We start from the raw sequence: 14,841 nt of genomic DNA on the forward strand, positions 1-14,841 counted from the left end.
TGAGCAACAGCACAGGGAGGACTGCGATGACGGTGATGGAAAGCTGGGTGTCCGGCACGACCGACACCCACGAGACGGCCTTCGTCACGGAGGAGCGGCACTGGACGTCGGCGTGCGCGCGGGGGCACCTGATCCCCGGCCGCGGCGTGGCCGTGCTGCTGCGGGGCGGTGCGCAGGCGGCGCTGTTCCTGCTGGCGGACGGGAGCCTGCGGGCGGTGGGCAACATCGATCCGTTCGGGCGGGCCGCGGTGATGTCCCGCGGCCTGGTGGGGGACCGCGGTGGCGAGCCGACGGTGGCGTCTCCACTGCTCAAACAGGTGTTCTCGCTCAACGACGGGCGCTGCCTCGACGACGACGGGGTCCGGTTGCCCGTGTACCCGGTGCGGGTGGTTCGCGGTCGCGGCGACGACGTCGTGCAGGTGTGTGTGATCCCGACGAGGGAAGGTTCACCGTGACGGCAGGGGTCCCGCCGACCGGCGACGAACTGCGTGGATTCACGGTCGGGATCACCGCGTCGCGGCGGGCCGACGAGTTCGCGACACTGCTGACGCGGCGCGGGGCCGACGTCGTGCACGCGCCCGCGATCCGGATCATCCCGCTCGCCGACGACGCCGAACTGGCGCGGGTGACGGATGCGGTCGTCGGCGATCCTCCGGACGTCGTGGTCGCGACGACCGGCATCGGGTTCCGCGGCTGGATGGGGGCGGCCGAGGGCTGGGGCCGGGCCGAGCAGTTGCTCATCGCGCTGGGGGCCAGCCGCATCATCGCCCGCGGCCCCAAGGCGAAGGGCGCCGTCCGGGCGGCCGACCTGCGTGAGGAGTGGTCGCCGGAGTCGGAATCGTCGGCCGAGGTGCTCGAGTATCTGCTCGCGGAGGGCGTGGCCGGGCGGCGCATCGCGGTCCAGTTGCACGGCGCGACGACGGAGTGGGAACCGATCCCGGACTTCTGTGCCGCGCTGCGGTCGGCCGGCGCCGACGTCATCGCGGTGCCCGTGTACCGCTGGACACCGCCCGACGACTGCACCGCGCTGGACCGGATGATCGACTGCGCCGCGACGGGCGGACTCGACGCCCTGAGCTTCACCAGTGCGCCCGCCGTGGCCTCGATCCTGGGGCGGGCCAAGGAGACCGGGATGCTCGAGCCGCTGTTGCGGGCGCTCGGTGGCGGTGTCGCGGCGGTGTGCGTGGGTCCGGTGACGGCGGCACCGCTCGCCTCGTTGGGGGTGCCGACCACCGCTCCGGGCCGGTCGCGGCTGGGGTCGCTGGCCCGGCACATCGCGGAGGAACTGCCGCGGCGGGCCGGCCGGCTTCGTGCGGGCGGGCACGAGATCAGCGTGCGGGGTAACTGCGTCGTCGTCGACGGTGAGGTCCGGCAACTGCCACCCGCGGGCATGGTGTTGATGCGCCGCCTGGCCGAACGGCCCGGGTTGGTGGTCTCTCGTGCGGATCTGCTGGCGGCGCTGCCCGGTGGCAGCGACGACACGCACGCGGTGGAGACGGCGATCGCGCGGTTGCGCGGCCATCTCGGTGCGCCCAAGGCCGTGCAGACGATCGTCAAGCGTGGGTATCGGTTGGCGCTGGATCCGGCGGACTACGACCGACTGCTCGAGCCGAGCCGACCGTGACCGGCCCCGCCTTCGTGTTGGTCGCGCACGGCACCCGCAGTCGGGTCGGGGTCGACACCGTCGCGGAACTCGCTGCCGCGGTGGCCGATCGGATCGGGCCGGTGCGCACCGCGTTCGTCGACGTGGTGGGGCCCTCGCCGGCCGAGGTGCTGCGCGACGTCCACGGTCCCGCGGTGCTGGTCCCGGCGTTCCTGGCGTCGGGCTACCACGTCCACACCGACGTGCCGCGCCTCGTCGCCGAGAGTCGGCACCCCGGTGTGACCGTCACGAAGGCGCTCGGCCCCCACCCGGTCCTCGCGAAGGTCCTGGAGCTACGCGTACGCGAATCCGGTTGGCGGCCAGGAGACGCCATCGTGCTGGCCGCCGCCGGTTCGTCGGATCCGCGGGCCCGCCACGACGTCCGGCGAGCCGCCGCGATGCTCTCGGTTCGGGTGCGCCGCGAGGTCCCCGTCGCCTACATCGCGACCAGGTCGCCGACAGTGCCCGAGGTCGTCGAGCGCCTGCGATCGGAGGGGGAGCGTCGGGTGTTCGTCGCGTCCTACCTGCTCGCGCCGGGTCTGTTCCATGCCCGACTTCACCAGGCCGGCGCCGACGGTGTCGCCGCGCCGCTGGGTGCGGACCCGGCGATCGTCGACCTGATCGCGGAGCGGTTCAGCGCGCGAAGCCCAGTTGGCGTTGCGCGTTCGACAGTGCACTGACGATGCAGGTACCGATCGGCCCGAGCCGGTCGAACATCGTGGTGCTGCCGATGGAGATGCCGTCGACGCTGATGTGATTGTCGGCCTCGAGGCCGATCTCCGGTCCCTCGGGCAGCCGTGACAGCGCCAACGTGAGGTCGGCGTTGATGAAGCCGATTCCCTCGGTTCCCCAGTTGGTCATCAGGCTCGTCGTCTCGCCGACCATCGCGGCACGCACGAACGGTGACGGCTCCTCGCCCGCGACCACGGGAACCTGGTACTGCCATATGCGCTTCCGGCTCGCCCCCTCGTGATCTCCCAGCGACGGTGACCAGCCGGCGGGGTGGTCGTCGCTTCCGATCCACGGATGTGACGGCGCCTGCAGCGGTTCGAGGAGGCTGAGCGGCGGCGGCTGCGGGCTCTCGGGCCGGGTCCACAGTTCCCCCGGCGGCTGGACGCCGCGGCGCAGGAAGACCACCGTCGCCCGTGCGACGGGCTCACCCTTCTGCAGCAGTTCGCCGTCGGCGACGCGGATACGGTTGCCGGTCCGCACGCTGCGGGTCACGACGTCGATCCGCTCGGCGCGCGCGGGCCGGAACAGGTCGACCGTGAGCCGGGCCGGAACGAATCCCTCTGCGCCGTGATCGTTCTCGATGTCGCGGGCGAGCAGTCCGGTGAGTGCGGGCCCGTTGATCATGTCGGACGACCATTTGCTGATCCCCAGTGGCAGCGGCGAGAAACCGTCCCCGTCGCGGGTGAGGAAAGCGATCGATTCGTTCATGGGTGCGCCCACTCCTTCTTCGGTATGTGCCTTCCTGGAACATACGACAAGGGAAGTGACGGGCGGCACATCGGCGTACCCGGGGGACGCACGGATCTTGCGCAGTGGTGTGCAGGAACTGCCCCGATTCCGCGGGTACCGGACTACGGTGAAGAACGACCGGGCACGCTCGGCCGACCGACACTTCCAGGTCCAGGACTCGGAGCGTGCGAGGCGGACGTCGGCGCAGGCCGGGAAGAAGGTTCTTCAGATGACCGCGACATCAGTCGACAGGCAGGGCTTCAGTTCACTCCGCCAGGGCGGACTCAACTGGGACGCGTTTCCCCTCAGGCTGTTCGTGAAGGGCAACGCCAAGTTCTGGAATCCCACCGACCTCGACTTCACGCAGGACGCCGAGGACTGGCTGGAACTCAACAGCGAACAGCAGCGCAGCGCGACGTACCTGTGCGCGCAGTTCATCGCCGGCGAGGAAGCCGTCACCGAGGACATCCAGCCGTTCATGAGGGCGATGGCCGCCGAGGGACGCTTCGGCGACGAGATGTACCTGACGCAGTTCTGCTTCGAGGAGGCCAAGCACACCCAGGTGTTCCGGCTGTGGATGGACGCGGTGGGGCTCACCGGCGACCTGCATCCCTTCGTCGCGGAGAACCCCTTCTACCGCACGCTGTTCTACGAGGAACTGCCCCGATCGCTGCGGGCCCTCGAGACCGATCCGAGTCCGGCGAACCAGATCCGGGCGTCCGTCACCTACAACCACGTCATCGAGGGCAGCCTCGCGCTCACCGGCTACTACGCGTGGCAGAGGGTATGTACCAAGCGCGGAATCCTGCCGGGCATGCAGGAGTTGATCAAACGGATCGGCGACGACGAACGCCGGCACATGGCGTGGGGCACCTTCACCTGCCGTCGGCACGTGGCCGCCGACGACCGCAACTGGGATCTGGTGCAGGAGCGGATGGGGGAGTTGCTCCCGCACGCACTCGGCATGATCCAGTGGGTCAACGACCAGTTCGAGGAGCAGCCGTTCGGCCTCGACCCCGACGAGTTCGTCGCGTACGCCGCGGACCGCGCGCAGCGGCGCCTCGGAGCGATCGAATCCGCCCGGGGCCGCTCGGTCGAGGAGATCGACCTCGACTACTCGCCCGAGACCCTCGAGGACAAGTTCGGGGCGGAGGACGCGGCGGCGATCACCGATGCCGCGGCGGAGGCCGCGACCGCGTGAGCTGAATCTCCATCTCAGAGATCGCTTAATCGGCGCGACTACCGTTCGCGGACCTATGAGCGAACACGAAAATGCCCGCCGCAGGCTCTCGGCTCGGCAGGTTGCGATGATCTTCGGTCTCCTCGTCGTTGCCGTGGTCGGCGCCGTCATCTACTTCACCGCGACGGCCGACGACCCCGGCTCGACCGCCGACCCCGGGTCCGCCGAGCAGGCGCCGCAGGCGGATCCGGGCGCGGACGCGCTGGCGCAGGCTCGGCGCAGCCTGCAGCAGACGAGCCTGCCGCTGTCGCTGCTCAGCGGCGGCGTGAGCCAGTTGGTCGACGGCGGCCGCCAACTCGACGACGGTGCCAACCAACTCTCGGTCGGGCTGGGGCAGGCGCGCGACGGGGCTGGTCAACTCTCGAGCGGGTTGACTGAACTCAGCGGCGGCGTCGGGCTTCTCGGCGACGGCGCGCAGCAGATCAGCGGCGGTGTCGACGAGGTGGTCGACCGCCTGAGCGGGCTGGGGGAGATCCAGGGTCAGGTCACTGGCTCGCTGCGCCAGGTCGCGGCGGCCTTGTCGGCGTCCCCGGACCCGGTGGCGCAGGGCGCGTCCGCCCGGGTCACCGACCTGGTCGCGCAACTCGACGCCGAAGGGATGGGGCCGGACACCCTCGTACAGCTCACGATGCTCGAGGACGGGGCACGTCAGCTGTCGTACGAACTCAACGATCCGTCGGCTCAGTTCGTCAGCGGTGTGGGTCAGATCGCGGACGGCGCGCGGCAGCTCAGTGACGGGCTGGTTCTCCTCGACGACGGCGGCAAGGCCCTCGCCGACGGAACCGGCCAGCTGGTGGACGGCACCGGACCGATCACCGGTGTGGTCCAGGGGCTCTCGACGAACGTCTCGGACGCGTCGAAGGCGCTGCCGTCGGCCCAGGCGCCGACGTCGGGCGCCGACGCCGAGCCCCAGGCCGCGGTGGAGGCCGACGAGGCCGGCCTACCTGCGTGGCTCTATGTCGTTGTGGTGCTTGTGGTTCTACTCGGAGCCGCCATTGCGTGGGGCTCCTTCGTCCTGGGTCGTCGATCAGTTGCGAAGCCGTGAGTCACGTGGGGTGAAACGCGCATGGCAGCATGGTCGTGATCGAGATGGTCGTGATCAAGATGGTCGTGATCAGCCACCATCGCAGGAAGGCACTCATGCGTCACACCGTCGCCCGCATGCTCGGTACGGGCCTCACGGCTGCTGCCCTCGTCCTCACACCGGCCCTCGCTGCGCCGTTCGCCGCCGCTTCGGGCACGGGCTCGCTGGGCCTCACGCCGATGGGTGTGGTCCCCGCTTCCGAGTCGGCGATCCAGCAGCAGTTCGGCGTTGCGGGCCCACATCCTGTTACCCAGACCCGTAACCCGCAGGACTGCGCGGGCCTGACCGAGCTGTACGTGCGCGTCGTCCGCCTCGGCTTCGACGTGCAGGACGAGATGAAGTGTTTCGGCACCTTCCCCGACTCCGGTCTGGGCAGCCCCGTCGGTGTGGAGTTCTACTACCCCGACGACATTGCCGAACTCGGCGCGGTGCCGCTCGTGTTGTGGACGCCCGGCATCCTGGTCGAACCGGGGATCTACGACTCCACCGCTCGGCACCTGGCGAGCCACGGCTACGTCGTCGCGGTCAACTACTCGCTCGTCAACTGGTTCGGCCTCACACACGAGATGGGCGCGCAGGCCGCGGCGGCGGCGAACGCCGACGAGGCCGGCCCGCTGTACGGCCACATCGACCTGACCCGCACGGTCGTCGCGGGCCATTCCGCCGGCGGTGGCTCCGCGCTGATCTCCGGCGGGCGCCTGCAAGAGGTCGGCACGCAGTTCGACCCGGACTTCCGTGTCGTCGGTGCCCTTGCGGTCGAGCCCGGTCCCGCGACGCTCGGCATCGGGGTGCCGCCGTCGACGGTGCCGACGCTGATCGTCACCGGCAGCGCGGATTTCATCGTTCACCCGGCAGGCTGGCCGTCGCTCGTGCAGTATCCGCAGGTGCAAGCGCCCGCGTGGCTGACAACGGTGCGTGGCGCGAGTCACGGCAAGCCCATGGACGGCCCCGCCAACTCCGTGTTCCCGGCCCTCGAAGTCGCTTTCCTCGACTACGTGACGAAGGACTCGGCCGCGGCGAAGGAGATCTTCCTCGGTACCGACTACGCCCTCGCCACCGACGGTGCGCTCGTGAACACCGAGCGCAATACCCAGGCCGACGCGCTGCGGTAGATCGGTGTTCTTGCACTGCTGCTCGTGGTGGCGGTGGTCGCTCGCGTTTCCTTCGTCCGGGGCCGTCGCCACGCGCCGGGGAGTGTGCGGAGTACGTTCCCAGGTTCCGCCGGCCCCGAGGGGCGCGGCCGGAGCCGCACCCCTCGGGGAATCGTGCCGGTTCTTCGGTCAGATGTCGCCGAACGCTGCGGCGTACCGGATGGTGCCGCTCGGGATCCGGCGTCCGTCGAGGGCGAGCACCATGAGTGCGTCGTCGGGGATGTCGACGTTCATCCCGACGCCGTGCTCGGACGCGCGGGCGAACCCGAACCTCGGGTAGTACGTCGGATGCCCGAGGACGGTGACGAAGTGCTCACCGCGCGCCTTCGCGGCCTCGAGGACGGCGCGGATGGCGGCGGAACCGGCGCCGGTTCGCTGATACGCCGGGAGCACCGAACACGGTGCCAGACACAGTGCAGGGGTATCGCCGATGTGGCAGCGAGTGAGCAGGGCATGCCCGACGGCGTTCCCACCCTCGTCGAGAGTGAGCATCGACAACCCGTCGATCCATGCCGGTTCCTCGCGCAACGCGTCGACGAGGTCGGCTTCCTCGGCGGTCTCGAAGGCAGCGAGGGTGATCTGTCTGACAGTCTGTATGTCCTCGTCGGTTTCCGGACGTGTCGTCCAGTGTGAGCGAGTGTTCATGTCGTACTTCCATTTCTGTGGTTCGGGTGGATGTCAGCGCTGCCGGTCGCGGAACCGGTAGAGGGCCCGAATGTCGCGGGTGATGGCCTTGTCGGTCGCGGTGCGCTTGCCGGCCTGTCGTGCGTCGGAACGGGAGGCCGCCCACTGGGTCTCGCGCAGCATTCTGCGGTAGCGGTCGAGTCGGCCGAAATCGAGTCGACCGTCCGTCACCGCGTCCTGCACGGCGCATCTCGGTTCGGTGCGGTGCTCGCAGTCCCGGAATGCGCAGCCCTGGGCGAGCTCCTCGATGTCGGCGAACACGTGCCGGGCGCCGTCGGTGACGTCGTGCAGGCCGATGCCCCGCAGTCCTGGAGTGTCGATGATCACGCCCCCGCCCGGAAGCGGAAGCAGTTCCCGGTGCACCGTGGTGTGCCGCCCCTTGCCGTCCGTCGCGCGGACCTCGCTCGTCTCCATCCGGTCGGTGTCGAGCAGAGCGTTCGCCAGCGAGGACTTCCCGGCGCCGGACGGTCCGAGCAGCACCGTGGTTCCCGACAACGACCGGACCAGGCCCTCGATGCCCGCACCGGTGTGGACACTGACGGTGACGATGTCGACGCCGGGCGCCACGGTGGACGTTTCGGCGGCCGCCACTTCCGGATCACATTCGGCGGCATCGGCTTTCGTCAGCACGATCACCGGCGTCGTGCCGGCATCCCAGGCGAGGGCCAGTAACCGCTCGATCCGGCCGGGTTTGATCGGTGCCGCGAGCGAGGCGACGACGCCGACGGTGTCGATGTTGGCGGCCAGGACCTGTCGATGTGACGTTCGATCCGCCGACGCACGTGCGATCGTGCTGCGCCGGGGGAGTAGTGCCACCAACTCGGGCCGTGGACCCGGACGGAGCGCTGCCCAGTCTCCCGTGCACACCGTGTGCTCGGGGTCGGGAGCGACGACCGCAGTGCTGTCGGCGCGAACCGCGCCTGCCTCGGTCAGTGTGTCGCAGCGACCACGGTCGACGCGGGTGACACGGGCCGGGACCAGTCCGTGTTCGGCGTGCCCGGTGAACATGGCGGCGAACCTGCCGTCCCAGCCGAGTGCGGCGAGGTCGAACTCGGGAGTGGAGGTGGATCGTGGTGAAGACGGTGATGAAGACATGGTGAGACCCTTCGGGATTCGGGCCCTGTCGGACGACGCGCTTCACCCTCGGAACGCACACGTGCGCACCGTCGACGAGAAGGGGAGTCGTCTCAGACCGGGACCCGGGACGTGAGGATGGTCCGGGCACTGCCCGCGGCAGTGGTCTTCACCGCAATCATCGACTCACCTCCCTGTCTCACTCGCTTCAGAACGTTCGGCGACCACTCTAACGGCGCCGCGCGGCCCTTGCCACTGTGTTTCGAGGCGCCACGGGGAGGGCGTCGCGCCCGGAATGTCCGCGTCCGATAGTTGCGCTACGTACCTTCGGGTTGGTTTCATCGTCGGGCACGTGTGGTCGGGGACTTCACTGTGGTCGGGGATGACTGGGGAGGGTCGGCGTCGGATGCCGTATCTGGGTTTGATCGTGATGGTCCTGTGGATCGTGTGTCTCGTCGACGTGATCGTCGCCGAGGAGACCGCGGTGCGGAACATCCCGAAGGTCGGTTGGGCGATCATCGTGCTGTTGCTGCCGCTGATCGGTTCGGTGCTGTGGCTCGTTGCCGGACGGCCGGACGGCGGGTACGCGCCGCGCCGGGCCGGGGCGTCGTCGGGGTTCCCCGAATACGACCGTCCGGGCCGGCAGGTGGCGCAGCGGTCGGAGGACGACGAGGAGTTCCTGCGCCGCTGCCGCGAGCGCGCGGAGGAGCAGCGTCGGATCGGTCGTCAGCAGCGGGAGGGTCTCTCCGACGGCTGACCTCCGCGGGATCCCGGTCGGGGTTGCGCTGTCCACGCTCGGCTGTGCCCGAAAACTCGTTGGCACCGTGTCGGCGCCTCGGTTAGGTTCTCCGCATGTATGCAGGCACTGTGTCGATGAAGCAGTGGTCGCTCCGCTGACGGCGGCGACGACCCGAATTCCGACGACTTCTTCCACGCCGCCGTCCGAGTAGACATGCCGGGCGGTAATTCGTGCTGCCCCGGCTCCTTCCTCGAGCTGCGGAGTATCAGTGTCTGTTTCCCACACGGGCCGAAGAGGCCTGTCCACACCCGACCACACACATGACCACCTCTCGTCCACGGATCACCTACCCGCGGGCGCACATGCACACCTGCGAGCAACCTCGGTCCGTGTCGCGCTCGGGTCGCGTCCGGTTCTGGCGGACGTCTCCGTCACGGTGTCCTCCCGATCGCGCCTTGCGGTCGTCGGTGAGAACGGGCGCGGCAAGACCACGCTGCTGCACGTTCTCGCCGGAATCCTGCAACCCGACAGCGGAACCGTCAGTCGGGCCGGCACCGTCGGTATCGCTCAGCAGGCAATACCTTTTCGGGAGGGCGAGACCGTCGGCGCACTCGTCGCCGATTCGGTGGAGCCCGCGGTGCGGGCACTGCGGGAACTCGACGCCGCGACGATCCTGCTCGCCGACCGAGCGCCGGGAGCCGACGACGCCTACGCGTCGACGTTGGAAGCCGCGACCCGGCTCGACGCCTGGGACGCGCAGCGGCGAGTGGGCATCGCGCTGTCGGCGCTCGACGCGTGCACCGACCGGGAGCGCCCGTTGGCGACGCTCTCGGTGGGGCAACGCTATCGAGTTCGCCTGGCGTGCCTGCTCGGGGCCGCACCGGACATACTGCTGCTCGACGAGCCGACAAATCACCTCGACCGGGGCGGATTGGACTTCCTCACCGACCGCCTACGTGCCCACTCCGGCGGGCTGGCCGTCGTCAGTCACGACCGCGCGCTCCTGCGCGACGTCGCCGAGGAGGTCCTCGACCTGGATCCGAGCCAGGACGGCCGTCCGCAACTCTTCGCGGGAGGCCGTGCGGGGTGGCAGGAGGGTCGTCGTCGCGCCCGCGAGCGATGGGAACGCGAGTACGAGGACCAACTCGCCGAGCGGGCGCGCCTGCAGGACGCCGTCGCCGACGCCCGCGATCGGCTGAGCACCGGATGGCGACCCGACAAGGGCCACGGCAAGCACCAGCGCCAGTCCCGGGCGCCGGGCCTGGTCCGGGCGCTTCACCGCCGCCGGTCCGACCTCGATGCGCACACCGTCACCGTGCCCGAACCGCCACTGCGGCTGCGGTTCCCGGACCTGACCGTCCGACCCGGCGCACCTCTGCTGCGGTGTGACGACGTCACCGTGGCGGGTCGGCTGGATTCCCCCGTCACGCTCTCGCTGGATGCGGGGGAGCGACTCCTGGTGACTGGCCGCAACGGTGCGGGCAAGTCCACACTGCTCGACGTGCTCGCGGGTGTGCTGGAGCCGTCCACCGGCAGCGTCCACCGCCGAGCCGCCGCCCGGATCGCGCTGATCGGCCAGGAAGTGCCCGACTGGGAGTCCGAGTTGACCGCGCAGGAACTCTACGACCGCCACATCCGGGGGCTCGGGCACGACGTCGAACCGATACCGCTGACGTCGACCGGCCTGCTGGAGAATCAGGCACGCCGGACGCCCGTGGGGCGACTGTCGCAGGGACAGCAGCGCAGGCTCCATCTCGCGATGCAGCTCGCCGGGCGCCCCATGCTGCTCATCTGCGACGAACCCACGAACCACCTGTCCGGGTCTCTGGTCGACGACCTCACCGCCGCACTGTCGGACACGCCGGCCGCCGTCGTCGTCGCCACTCACGACCGGCAGATGCTCGCCGACCTCGCGCATTGGCCGCACCTGGCCCTGTCCGCCGACGCCGATGCCGACAAGGAGCCCACCTGAGGGTTCCCTGTGTGATTACCGTCCAGCGGAACATGACCTACACCACAACGCCTTTCGGGATTAGCGTGTCGGTCCACCGGCCGGGCTGTGGTCCGGAATCGGATCGACGCTCGAGCAGGAGGATCCTGAATGGTGGATTGGAACGAAGAGACCGACGTTGTCGTGATCGGGTCGGGTGGCGGCCTCGCCGGCGCCTACACCGCTGCGCGCGAGGGTCTTTCGGTCAAGGTCATCGAGGCGACGGACAAGTTCGGTGGCACTACCGCCTACTCCGGCGCCGGCCTGTACTGCCCGAACAACGCCGTTCTGAAGCGTGCGGGTGACGACGACACCCCCGAGGACGCCCGCGAGTACTTCCGTGCCGTGGTCGGTGACACCGCTCCGGTTGAACTGCAGGACGCGTACCTGGACAACGGTCCCGCGCTGATCGACTACCTCGAAGAGGACGCCGGCGGCTACTTCGAGTTCATGGCCTACCCGTGGCCCGACTACTTCCACGACGCGCCCAAGTCGCGCCCCGGCGGCCGCCACATCATGCCGGCGCTGCTGGATCCGGCCCGCCTCGGCACGCTGCGCGACGTGCTGCGTCCGCAGCCGGGGCCGGACCGTCTGGGTATGCCGCTGCCCGAGGGCGACATGTTCGGCGGGCAGTCGCTGATCGGCCGCTTCCTGATGGCGCTCACCGACCAGGGTGTGGACCTGCAGCTGGGCACCTCGTTCGAGGAGTTCGTGGTGGAGGACGGCGCCGTCGTCGGTGTCATCGTCGACCACGCCGGCAAGCGTGAGACGATCCGCGCGCGTCGGGGTGTGATCGTCGCCGCCGGTGGTTTCGAGCGCAACGACGCGATGCGCTCGAAGTACGGCGTCCCGGGTGTCGGTCGCGACACGATGGGTCCGGAGGCCAACCTGGGCAAGCCGATCCAGGCCGGGATCGAGATCGGCGCGGACATCGCGTCGATGAGCGAGGCATGGTGGTCGCCGGGTCTGACGCATCCTGAGGGCAACTCGGCGTTCTCGCTGTGCTTCACGTCGGGCATCTTCGTCAACCAGGAGGGCGTCCGGTTCACCAACGAGGGTGCGCCGTACGATCGCGCCGGCCGCGACATCATCGAGCAGATGGAAGCCGGCACGACGACGCTGCCGTTCTGGATGATCTACGACAACCGCACCGGCGGTATTCCGCCGATCGATTCGTGCACTCAGCCGATGGTCGAGCCGGAGAAGTACTACGAGGCCGGCCTGTGGAAGACGGCCGACACGATCGCCGAGCTCGCCGAGCAGATCGGTGTTCCGGCCGACGCGCTGGTCGCCACCGTCGAGCGGTTCAACAAGCTCGCGGCGAACGGCGTCGACGAGGACTTCGGTCGCGGCAACGAGCCGTACGACCGCGCATTCAACGAGGACGGCAACGCGCTGGTGCCGCTCGAGCAGGGCCCGTTCTACGCGGCCACGTTCGGCATCTCCGACCTGGGCACCAAGGGCGGCCTGGTCACCGACACGACCGCGCGCGTCCTCGACACGAGCGGCAACCCGATCCCGGGTCTGTACGCGTCGGGCAACTCGATGGCCCCCGCGAGCGGCAACGCCTACCCCGGCGGCGGTAACCCGGTGGGCGCCAGCATGCTGTTCAGCCACCTCGCGGCCAAGGACATGGTCGCAAACCGCTGACAGTGAATCACTGAGGGAGCGGCAGCAACTCGACGGTCTGAGCGTCGAGCGGGCCGGGCGGGAGGAGCGCGAGCGCCTCCCGCCCGATCAGCCCGGCCAGGTGTGCGGTGCGGACGACCGTGTCGGCGCGCCACGTGCCGTCCGACTGTCGCACGACGGGCACGATCCGGGTGACTCCAACTCCGGCGGCCGCGGCGTCTGGGGCGTTGACCACCGTGCCGGTCGCCGGCGCCGACGGTGCGCGTGCGGTGAGCCCGTCGACGACCGCGGGCAGCATCATCAGCAGCGTCGATACCGCCGCTACCGGGTTGCCCGGCAGTCCCAGCACGACGCGACCGTCCGGCAGCAGCGCCGTCACCTGCGATCCGCCGGGTCGGCACTTCACCCGGGCCACCACGATCCGGGCGCCCGCGCGGAGCAGGGCACCCCGCAGCTGATCGGCGGCGCCGCCGCCCGTCGCGCCCACCACCACGATCACGTCGGTGTCGCGGGCGTCGCGCAGCAGCGCGTCGAATCCGTCCGCGGTGTCCCGCAGATGGGTATCCGCCACAGTGCGAACACCGCAGTGGGCCAGCACGTCCGGTAGCACCGGTCCGAGGGAGTCGCGGGTCTGCCCGTCGCGGAGCGGACCGTCGCGTCGGATCTCGTCACCGGTCACCACGACGTGTGCCCGGACCGGCCCGCGCACCGCACCCGCGGTGACCTCCGCGCTCGCCGCCGCGGACACGACGGCCGGACCGATCGCGGTACCGGCGTTCGCGAGGTGGTGCCCGGGTTGCCAGTCCTCACCGCGGCGGCGGGTGTCGTCGCGCACCGGTGTGCCCGGTCGTCGCACCACGAGTTTGCCGACGGAATCCGGTGCGACGTCTACGAATTCGTCACGGATCACGCAGGTCGCTCCACTCGGGACCTGGGCGCCGGTCGCGATCCGCACGGCATCCCCGTCACCCAGGTCCAGGGCGGTGGGCTCGCCGGCGTAGCGGATCTCGGTCCGCAGCCGCCACGGTCCCGGACCGGCCACCGCGTACCCGTCCATCGCGGAGACGTCGAAACGCGGCAGTGCCTCGGCGGCCACCAGCGGGGCGGCGAGGACGGCCCCGAGGGACTCGAACAACGGTGCTTGACGGACGGGCAAGGGCGAGAGCAACTCTCGGACGGCTGCCCGTGCCTCCGTGACGGTCATCGGGGCGGGCACGTGGGCGGCCCGGGCGCGCTCGACGTCGGCGGGGGTGTCGCAGTCGGTGACGCCGGTGCATTCGACCGTGACGCGGCGGTCCGGCACGAGGGCCCTCATCGGCTGGTTCTCCCGGCCCGCGAGGGCGTCGAGGCGCGCGGTGAGCGACGCGCGGCGCCACACGCCGAGGAGGAACTGCATCCGGCCCGACTCGTCCACCGCGAACGACGCCTCCGCGTCCGGGCGGTCGAGCAGAGCCGACACCAGCGTGCGCACCGTTGCCCGGTCCAGGCTCGGCAGGTCCGCGGCGAGGACGAGGACCAGGCCGTCGGTCGACCCGGGGAGCGCCGACAGTCCGGCGGACAGCGCGGCCACCGGTCCGGACCCGGCCGGGGTCTCCTGTGTCTGCACGACGGTCGGCGGCAGGTCGTCGCGACGGGGCCCGACCACAACGGTCCGGTCGCAGTCGGCGGCGGCGGCGAGCGCGGTGTCCAGCAGGCGGCGACCGCCGACGGTGATCGCGGGCTTGTCGACACCGCCCATGCGGGTGGCACGTCCGCCGGCGAGGACGATCGCGTCCGTGGGCTCGCCGGGCAGGCCGAGGGAGGTCATGGCCCAATGCTGCCGCATCGACGACGTGTGTGTGGATCGGTGGTCAGAACCTGTGCCGTGCCGCCGCGAGATCGACTCGTCCGTCCCGGATCGGGACACCCTCGAGCTCGAGCTTTGCCAGCTGACGGTGCGCGAGGTGCGGTGCGGGTCGGCCCGAGGCGCCCAGCACCCGGTGCCACGACAGGTCGGAGGAGTCGGTACGCATGATCCATCCGACCGTTCGCGGGCTGGAAAGTCCTGCAGCGGAGGCGATGTCGCCGTACGTGGCCACCCTGCCCGACGGGATCGACGCGACCAGTTCGCGGACGCGCTCGATCTGTTCGTCGGTGGTGGCGGCCAT

At 70.2% G+C, this 14,841-nt stretch carries 14 protein-coding genes; 9 read left to right on the forward strand and 5 right to left on the reverse strand.

Features of this window, described 5'->3' with window-relative positions:
* Nucleotides 1-26 precede the first annotated feature (26 nt).
* The 3 genes from nirD to DEU38_RS13770 are packed head-to-tail and all read left to right on the forward strand — an operon-like array spanning nt 27 to nt 2,322.
* On the forward strand, nt 27-455 hold the full coding sequence (gene nirD / locus DEU38_RS13760) for a nitrite reductase small subunit NirD (RefSeq protein WP_114721967.1): 429 nt from the start codon (nt 27-29) through the stop codon (nt 453-455).
* Entirely contained in the window at nt 452-1,624 is a 1,173-nt protein-coding gene (locus DEU38_RS13765) for a uroporphyrinogen-III synthase (RefSeq protein ID WP_114721968.1), read from the forward strand. The genes nirD and DEU38_RS13765 overlap by 4 nt, the downstream gene beginning before the upstream one ends.
* On the forward strand, nt 1,621-2,322 hold the full coding sequence (locus DEU38_RS13770) for a sirohydrochlorin chelatase (RefSeq protein ID WP_114721969.1): 702 nt from the start codon (nt 1,621-1,623) through the stop codon (nt 2,320-2,322). The genes DEU38_RS13765 and DEU38_RS13770 overlap by 4 nt, the downstream gene beginning before the upstream one ends.
* Here the strand turns inward: DEU38_RS13770 and DEU38_RS13775 are convergent.
* Nucleotides 2,276-3,082 (reverse strand): acyl-CoA thioesterase domain-containing protein, encoded by an 807-nt coding sequence (locus DEU38_RS13775; protein ID WP_114721970.1) that lies wholly within the window; start codon nt 3,080-3,082, stop codon nt 2,276-2,278. The two genes, DEU38_RS13770 and DEU38_RS13775, sit on opposite strands and share 47 nt — an antisense overlap.
* A 250-nt stretch (nt 3,083-3,332) precedes the next feature.
* On the opposite strand from DEU38_RS13775, the gene DEU38_RS13780 reads away from it, so the two are divergent.
* Genes DEU38_RS13780 through DEU38_RS13790 form a run of 3 tightly spaced genes read left to right on the forward strand, consistent with a single transcriptional unit; the run spans nt 3,333 to nt 6,539 of the window.
* Nucleotides 3,333-4,304, forward strand: a complete 972-nt coding sequence (locus tag DEU38_RS13780) for a R2-like ligand-binding oxidase (RefSeq protein ID WP_114722016.1) — start codon at nt 3,333-3,335, stop codon at nt 4,302-4,304.
* Between the two features lie 55 nt (nt 4,305-4,359).
* A complete protein-coding gene (locus tag DEU38_RS13785; RefSeq protein WP_114721971.1) occupies nt 4,360-5,388 on the forward strand; it encodes a hypothetical protein in 1,029 nt (342 codons plus the stop codon).
* A 29-nt stretch (nt 5,389-5,417) separates the two neighbouring features.
* Nucleotides 5,418-6,539, forward strand: coding sequence for a hypothetical protein (locus DEU38_RS13790; RefSeq protein WP_114721972.1), 1,122 nt, complete (start codon nt 5,418-5,420; stop codon nt 6,537-6,539).
* Nucleotides 6,540-6,707: 168 nt separating this feature from the next.
* Here DEU38_RS13790 and DEU38_RS13795 read toward each other — a convergent pair whose 3' ends face one another.
* Nucleotides 6,708-7,223 carry a GNAT family N-acetyltransferase gene (locus DEU38_RS13795; RefSeq protein ID WP_114721973.1) on the reverse strand — a complete coding sequence of 172 codons (516 nt, stop codon included), beginning with the start codon at nt 7,221-7,223 and terminating at the stop codon, nt 6,708-6,710.
* A 33-nt stretch (nt 7,224-7,256) separates the two neighbouring features.
* Complete coding sequence (gene rsgA, locus DEU38_RS13800) at nt 7,257-8,357, reverse strand: ribosome small subunit-dependent GTPase A (protein WP_114721974.1); 1,101 nt, start codon at nt 8,355-8,357, stop codon at nt 7,257-7,259.
* Between the two features lie 385 nt (nt 8,358-8,742).
* Between rsgA and DEU38_RS13805 the strand changes: the two genes are divergently transcribed.
* The 3 genes from DEU38_RS13805 (at nt 8,743) to DEU38_RS13815 (ending at nt 12,715) form a co-directional block, all read left to right on the forward strand.
* A complete protein-coding gene (locus DEU38_RS13805) occupies nt 8,743-9,093 on the forward strand; it encodes a PLD nuclease N-terminal domain-containing protein (RefSeq protein ID WP_114721975.1) in 351 nt (116 codons plus the stop codon).
* A 280-nt stretch (nt 9,094-9,373) separates the two neighbouring features.
* Nucleotides 9,374-11,047 (forward strand): ABC-F family ATP-binding cassette domain-containing protein, encoded by a 1,674-nt coding sequence (locus DEU38_RS13810; RefSeq protein ID WP_258557887.1) that lies wholly within the window; start codon nt 9,374-9,376, stop codon nt 11,045-11,047.
* Between the two features lie 129 nt (nt 11,048-11,176).
* On the forward strand, nt 11,177-12,715 hold the full coding sequence (locus DEU38_RS13815) for an FAD-binding protein (RefSeq protein WP_114721977.1): 1,539 nt from the start codon (nt 11,177-11,179) through the stop codon (nt 12,713-12,715).
* Between the two features lie 7 nt (nt 12,716-12,722).
* Here the strand turns inward: DEU38_RS13815 and DEU38_RS13820 are convergent, their stop codons facing one another.
* Both DEU38_RS13820 and DEU38_RS13825 read right to left on the reverse strand, forming a co-directional pair.
* Nucleotides 12,723-14,501: an NTP transferase domain-containing protein gene (locus tag DEU38_RS13820; protein WP_254622597.1), complete on the reverse strand. Its 1,779-nt coding sequence runs from the start codon at nt 14,499-14,501 to the stop codon at nt 12,723-12,725.
* A 43-nt stretch (nt 14,502-14,544) separates the two neighbouring features.
* The gene (locus DEU38_RS13825) at nt 14,545-14,841 is read right to left on the reverse strand and encodes an MGMT family protein (RefSeq protein ID WP_114721979.1); all 297 of its coding nucleotides are present in this window, start codon (nt 14,839-14,841) and stop codon (nt 14,545-14,547) included.

Source organism: Rhodococcus sp. AG1013, assembly GCF_003350365.1.
Classification (GTDB): domain Bacteria; phylum Actinomycetota; class Actinomycetes; order Mycobacteriales; family Mycobacteriaceae; genus Prescottella.

Coding starts and splice junctions, on each gene's coding strand:
- DEU38_RS13825 (WP_114721979.1), bottom strand. CDS start 14,841: ATGGCCGCCACCACCGACGAACAGATCGAGCGCGTCCGCGAACTGGTC.
- DEU38_RS13805 (WP_114721975.1), top strand. CDS start 8,743: ATGCCGTATCTGGGTTTGATCGTGATGGTCCTGTGGATCGTGTGTCTC.
- nirD (WP_114721967.1), top strand. CDS start 27: ATGACGGTGATGGAAAGCTGGGTGTCCGGCACGACCGACACCCACGAG.
- rsgA (WP_114721974.1), bottom strand. CDS start 8,357: ATGTCTTCATCACCGTCTTCACCACGATCCACCTCCACTCCCGAGTTC.
- DEU38_RS13780 (WP_114722016.1), top strand. CDS start 3,333: ATGACCGCGACATCAGTCGACAGGCAGGGCTTCAGTTCACTCCGCCAG.
- DEU38_RS13785 (WP_114721971.1), top strand. CDS start 4,360: ATGAGCGAACACGAAAATGCCCGCCGCAGGCTCTCGGCTCGGCAGGTT.
- DEU38_RS13795 (WP_114721973.1), bottom strand. CDS start 7,223: ATGAACACTCGCTCACACTGGACGACACGTCCGGAAACCGACGAGGAC.
- DEU38_RS13790 (WP_114721972.1), top strand. CDS start 5,418: ATGGTCGTGATCGAGATGGTCGTGATCAAGATGGTCGTGATCAGCCAC.
- DEU38_RS13775 (WP_114721970.1), bottom strand. CDS start 3,082: ATGAACGAATCGATCGCTTTCCTCACCCGCGACGGGGACGGTTTCTCG.
- DEU38_RS13815 (WP_114721977.1), top strand. CDS start 11,177: ATGGTGGATTGGAACGAAGAGACCGACGTTGTCGTGATCGGGTCGGGT.
- DEU38_RS13820 (WP_254622597.1), bottom strand. CDS start 14,501: ATGACCTCCCTCGGCCTGCCCGGCGAGCCCACGGACGCGATCGTCCTC.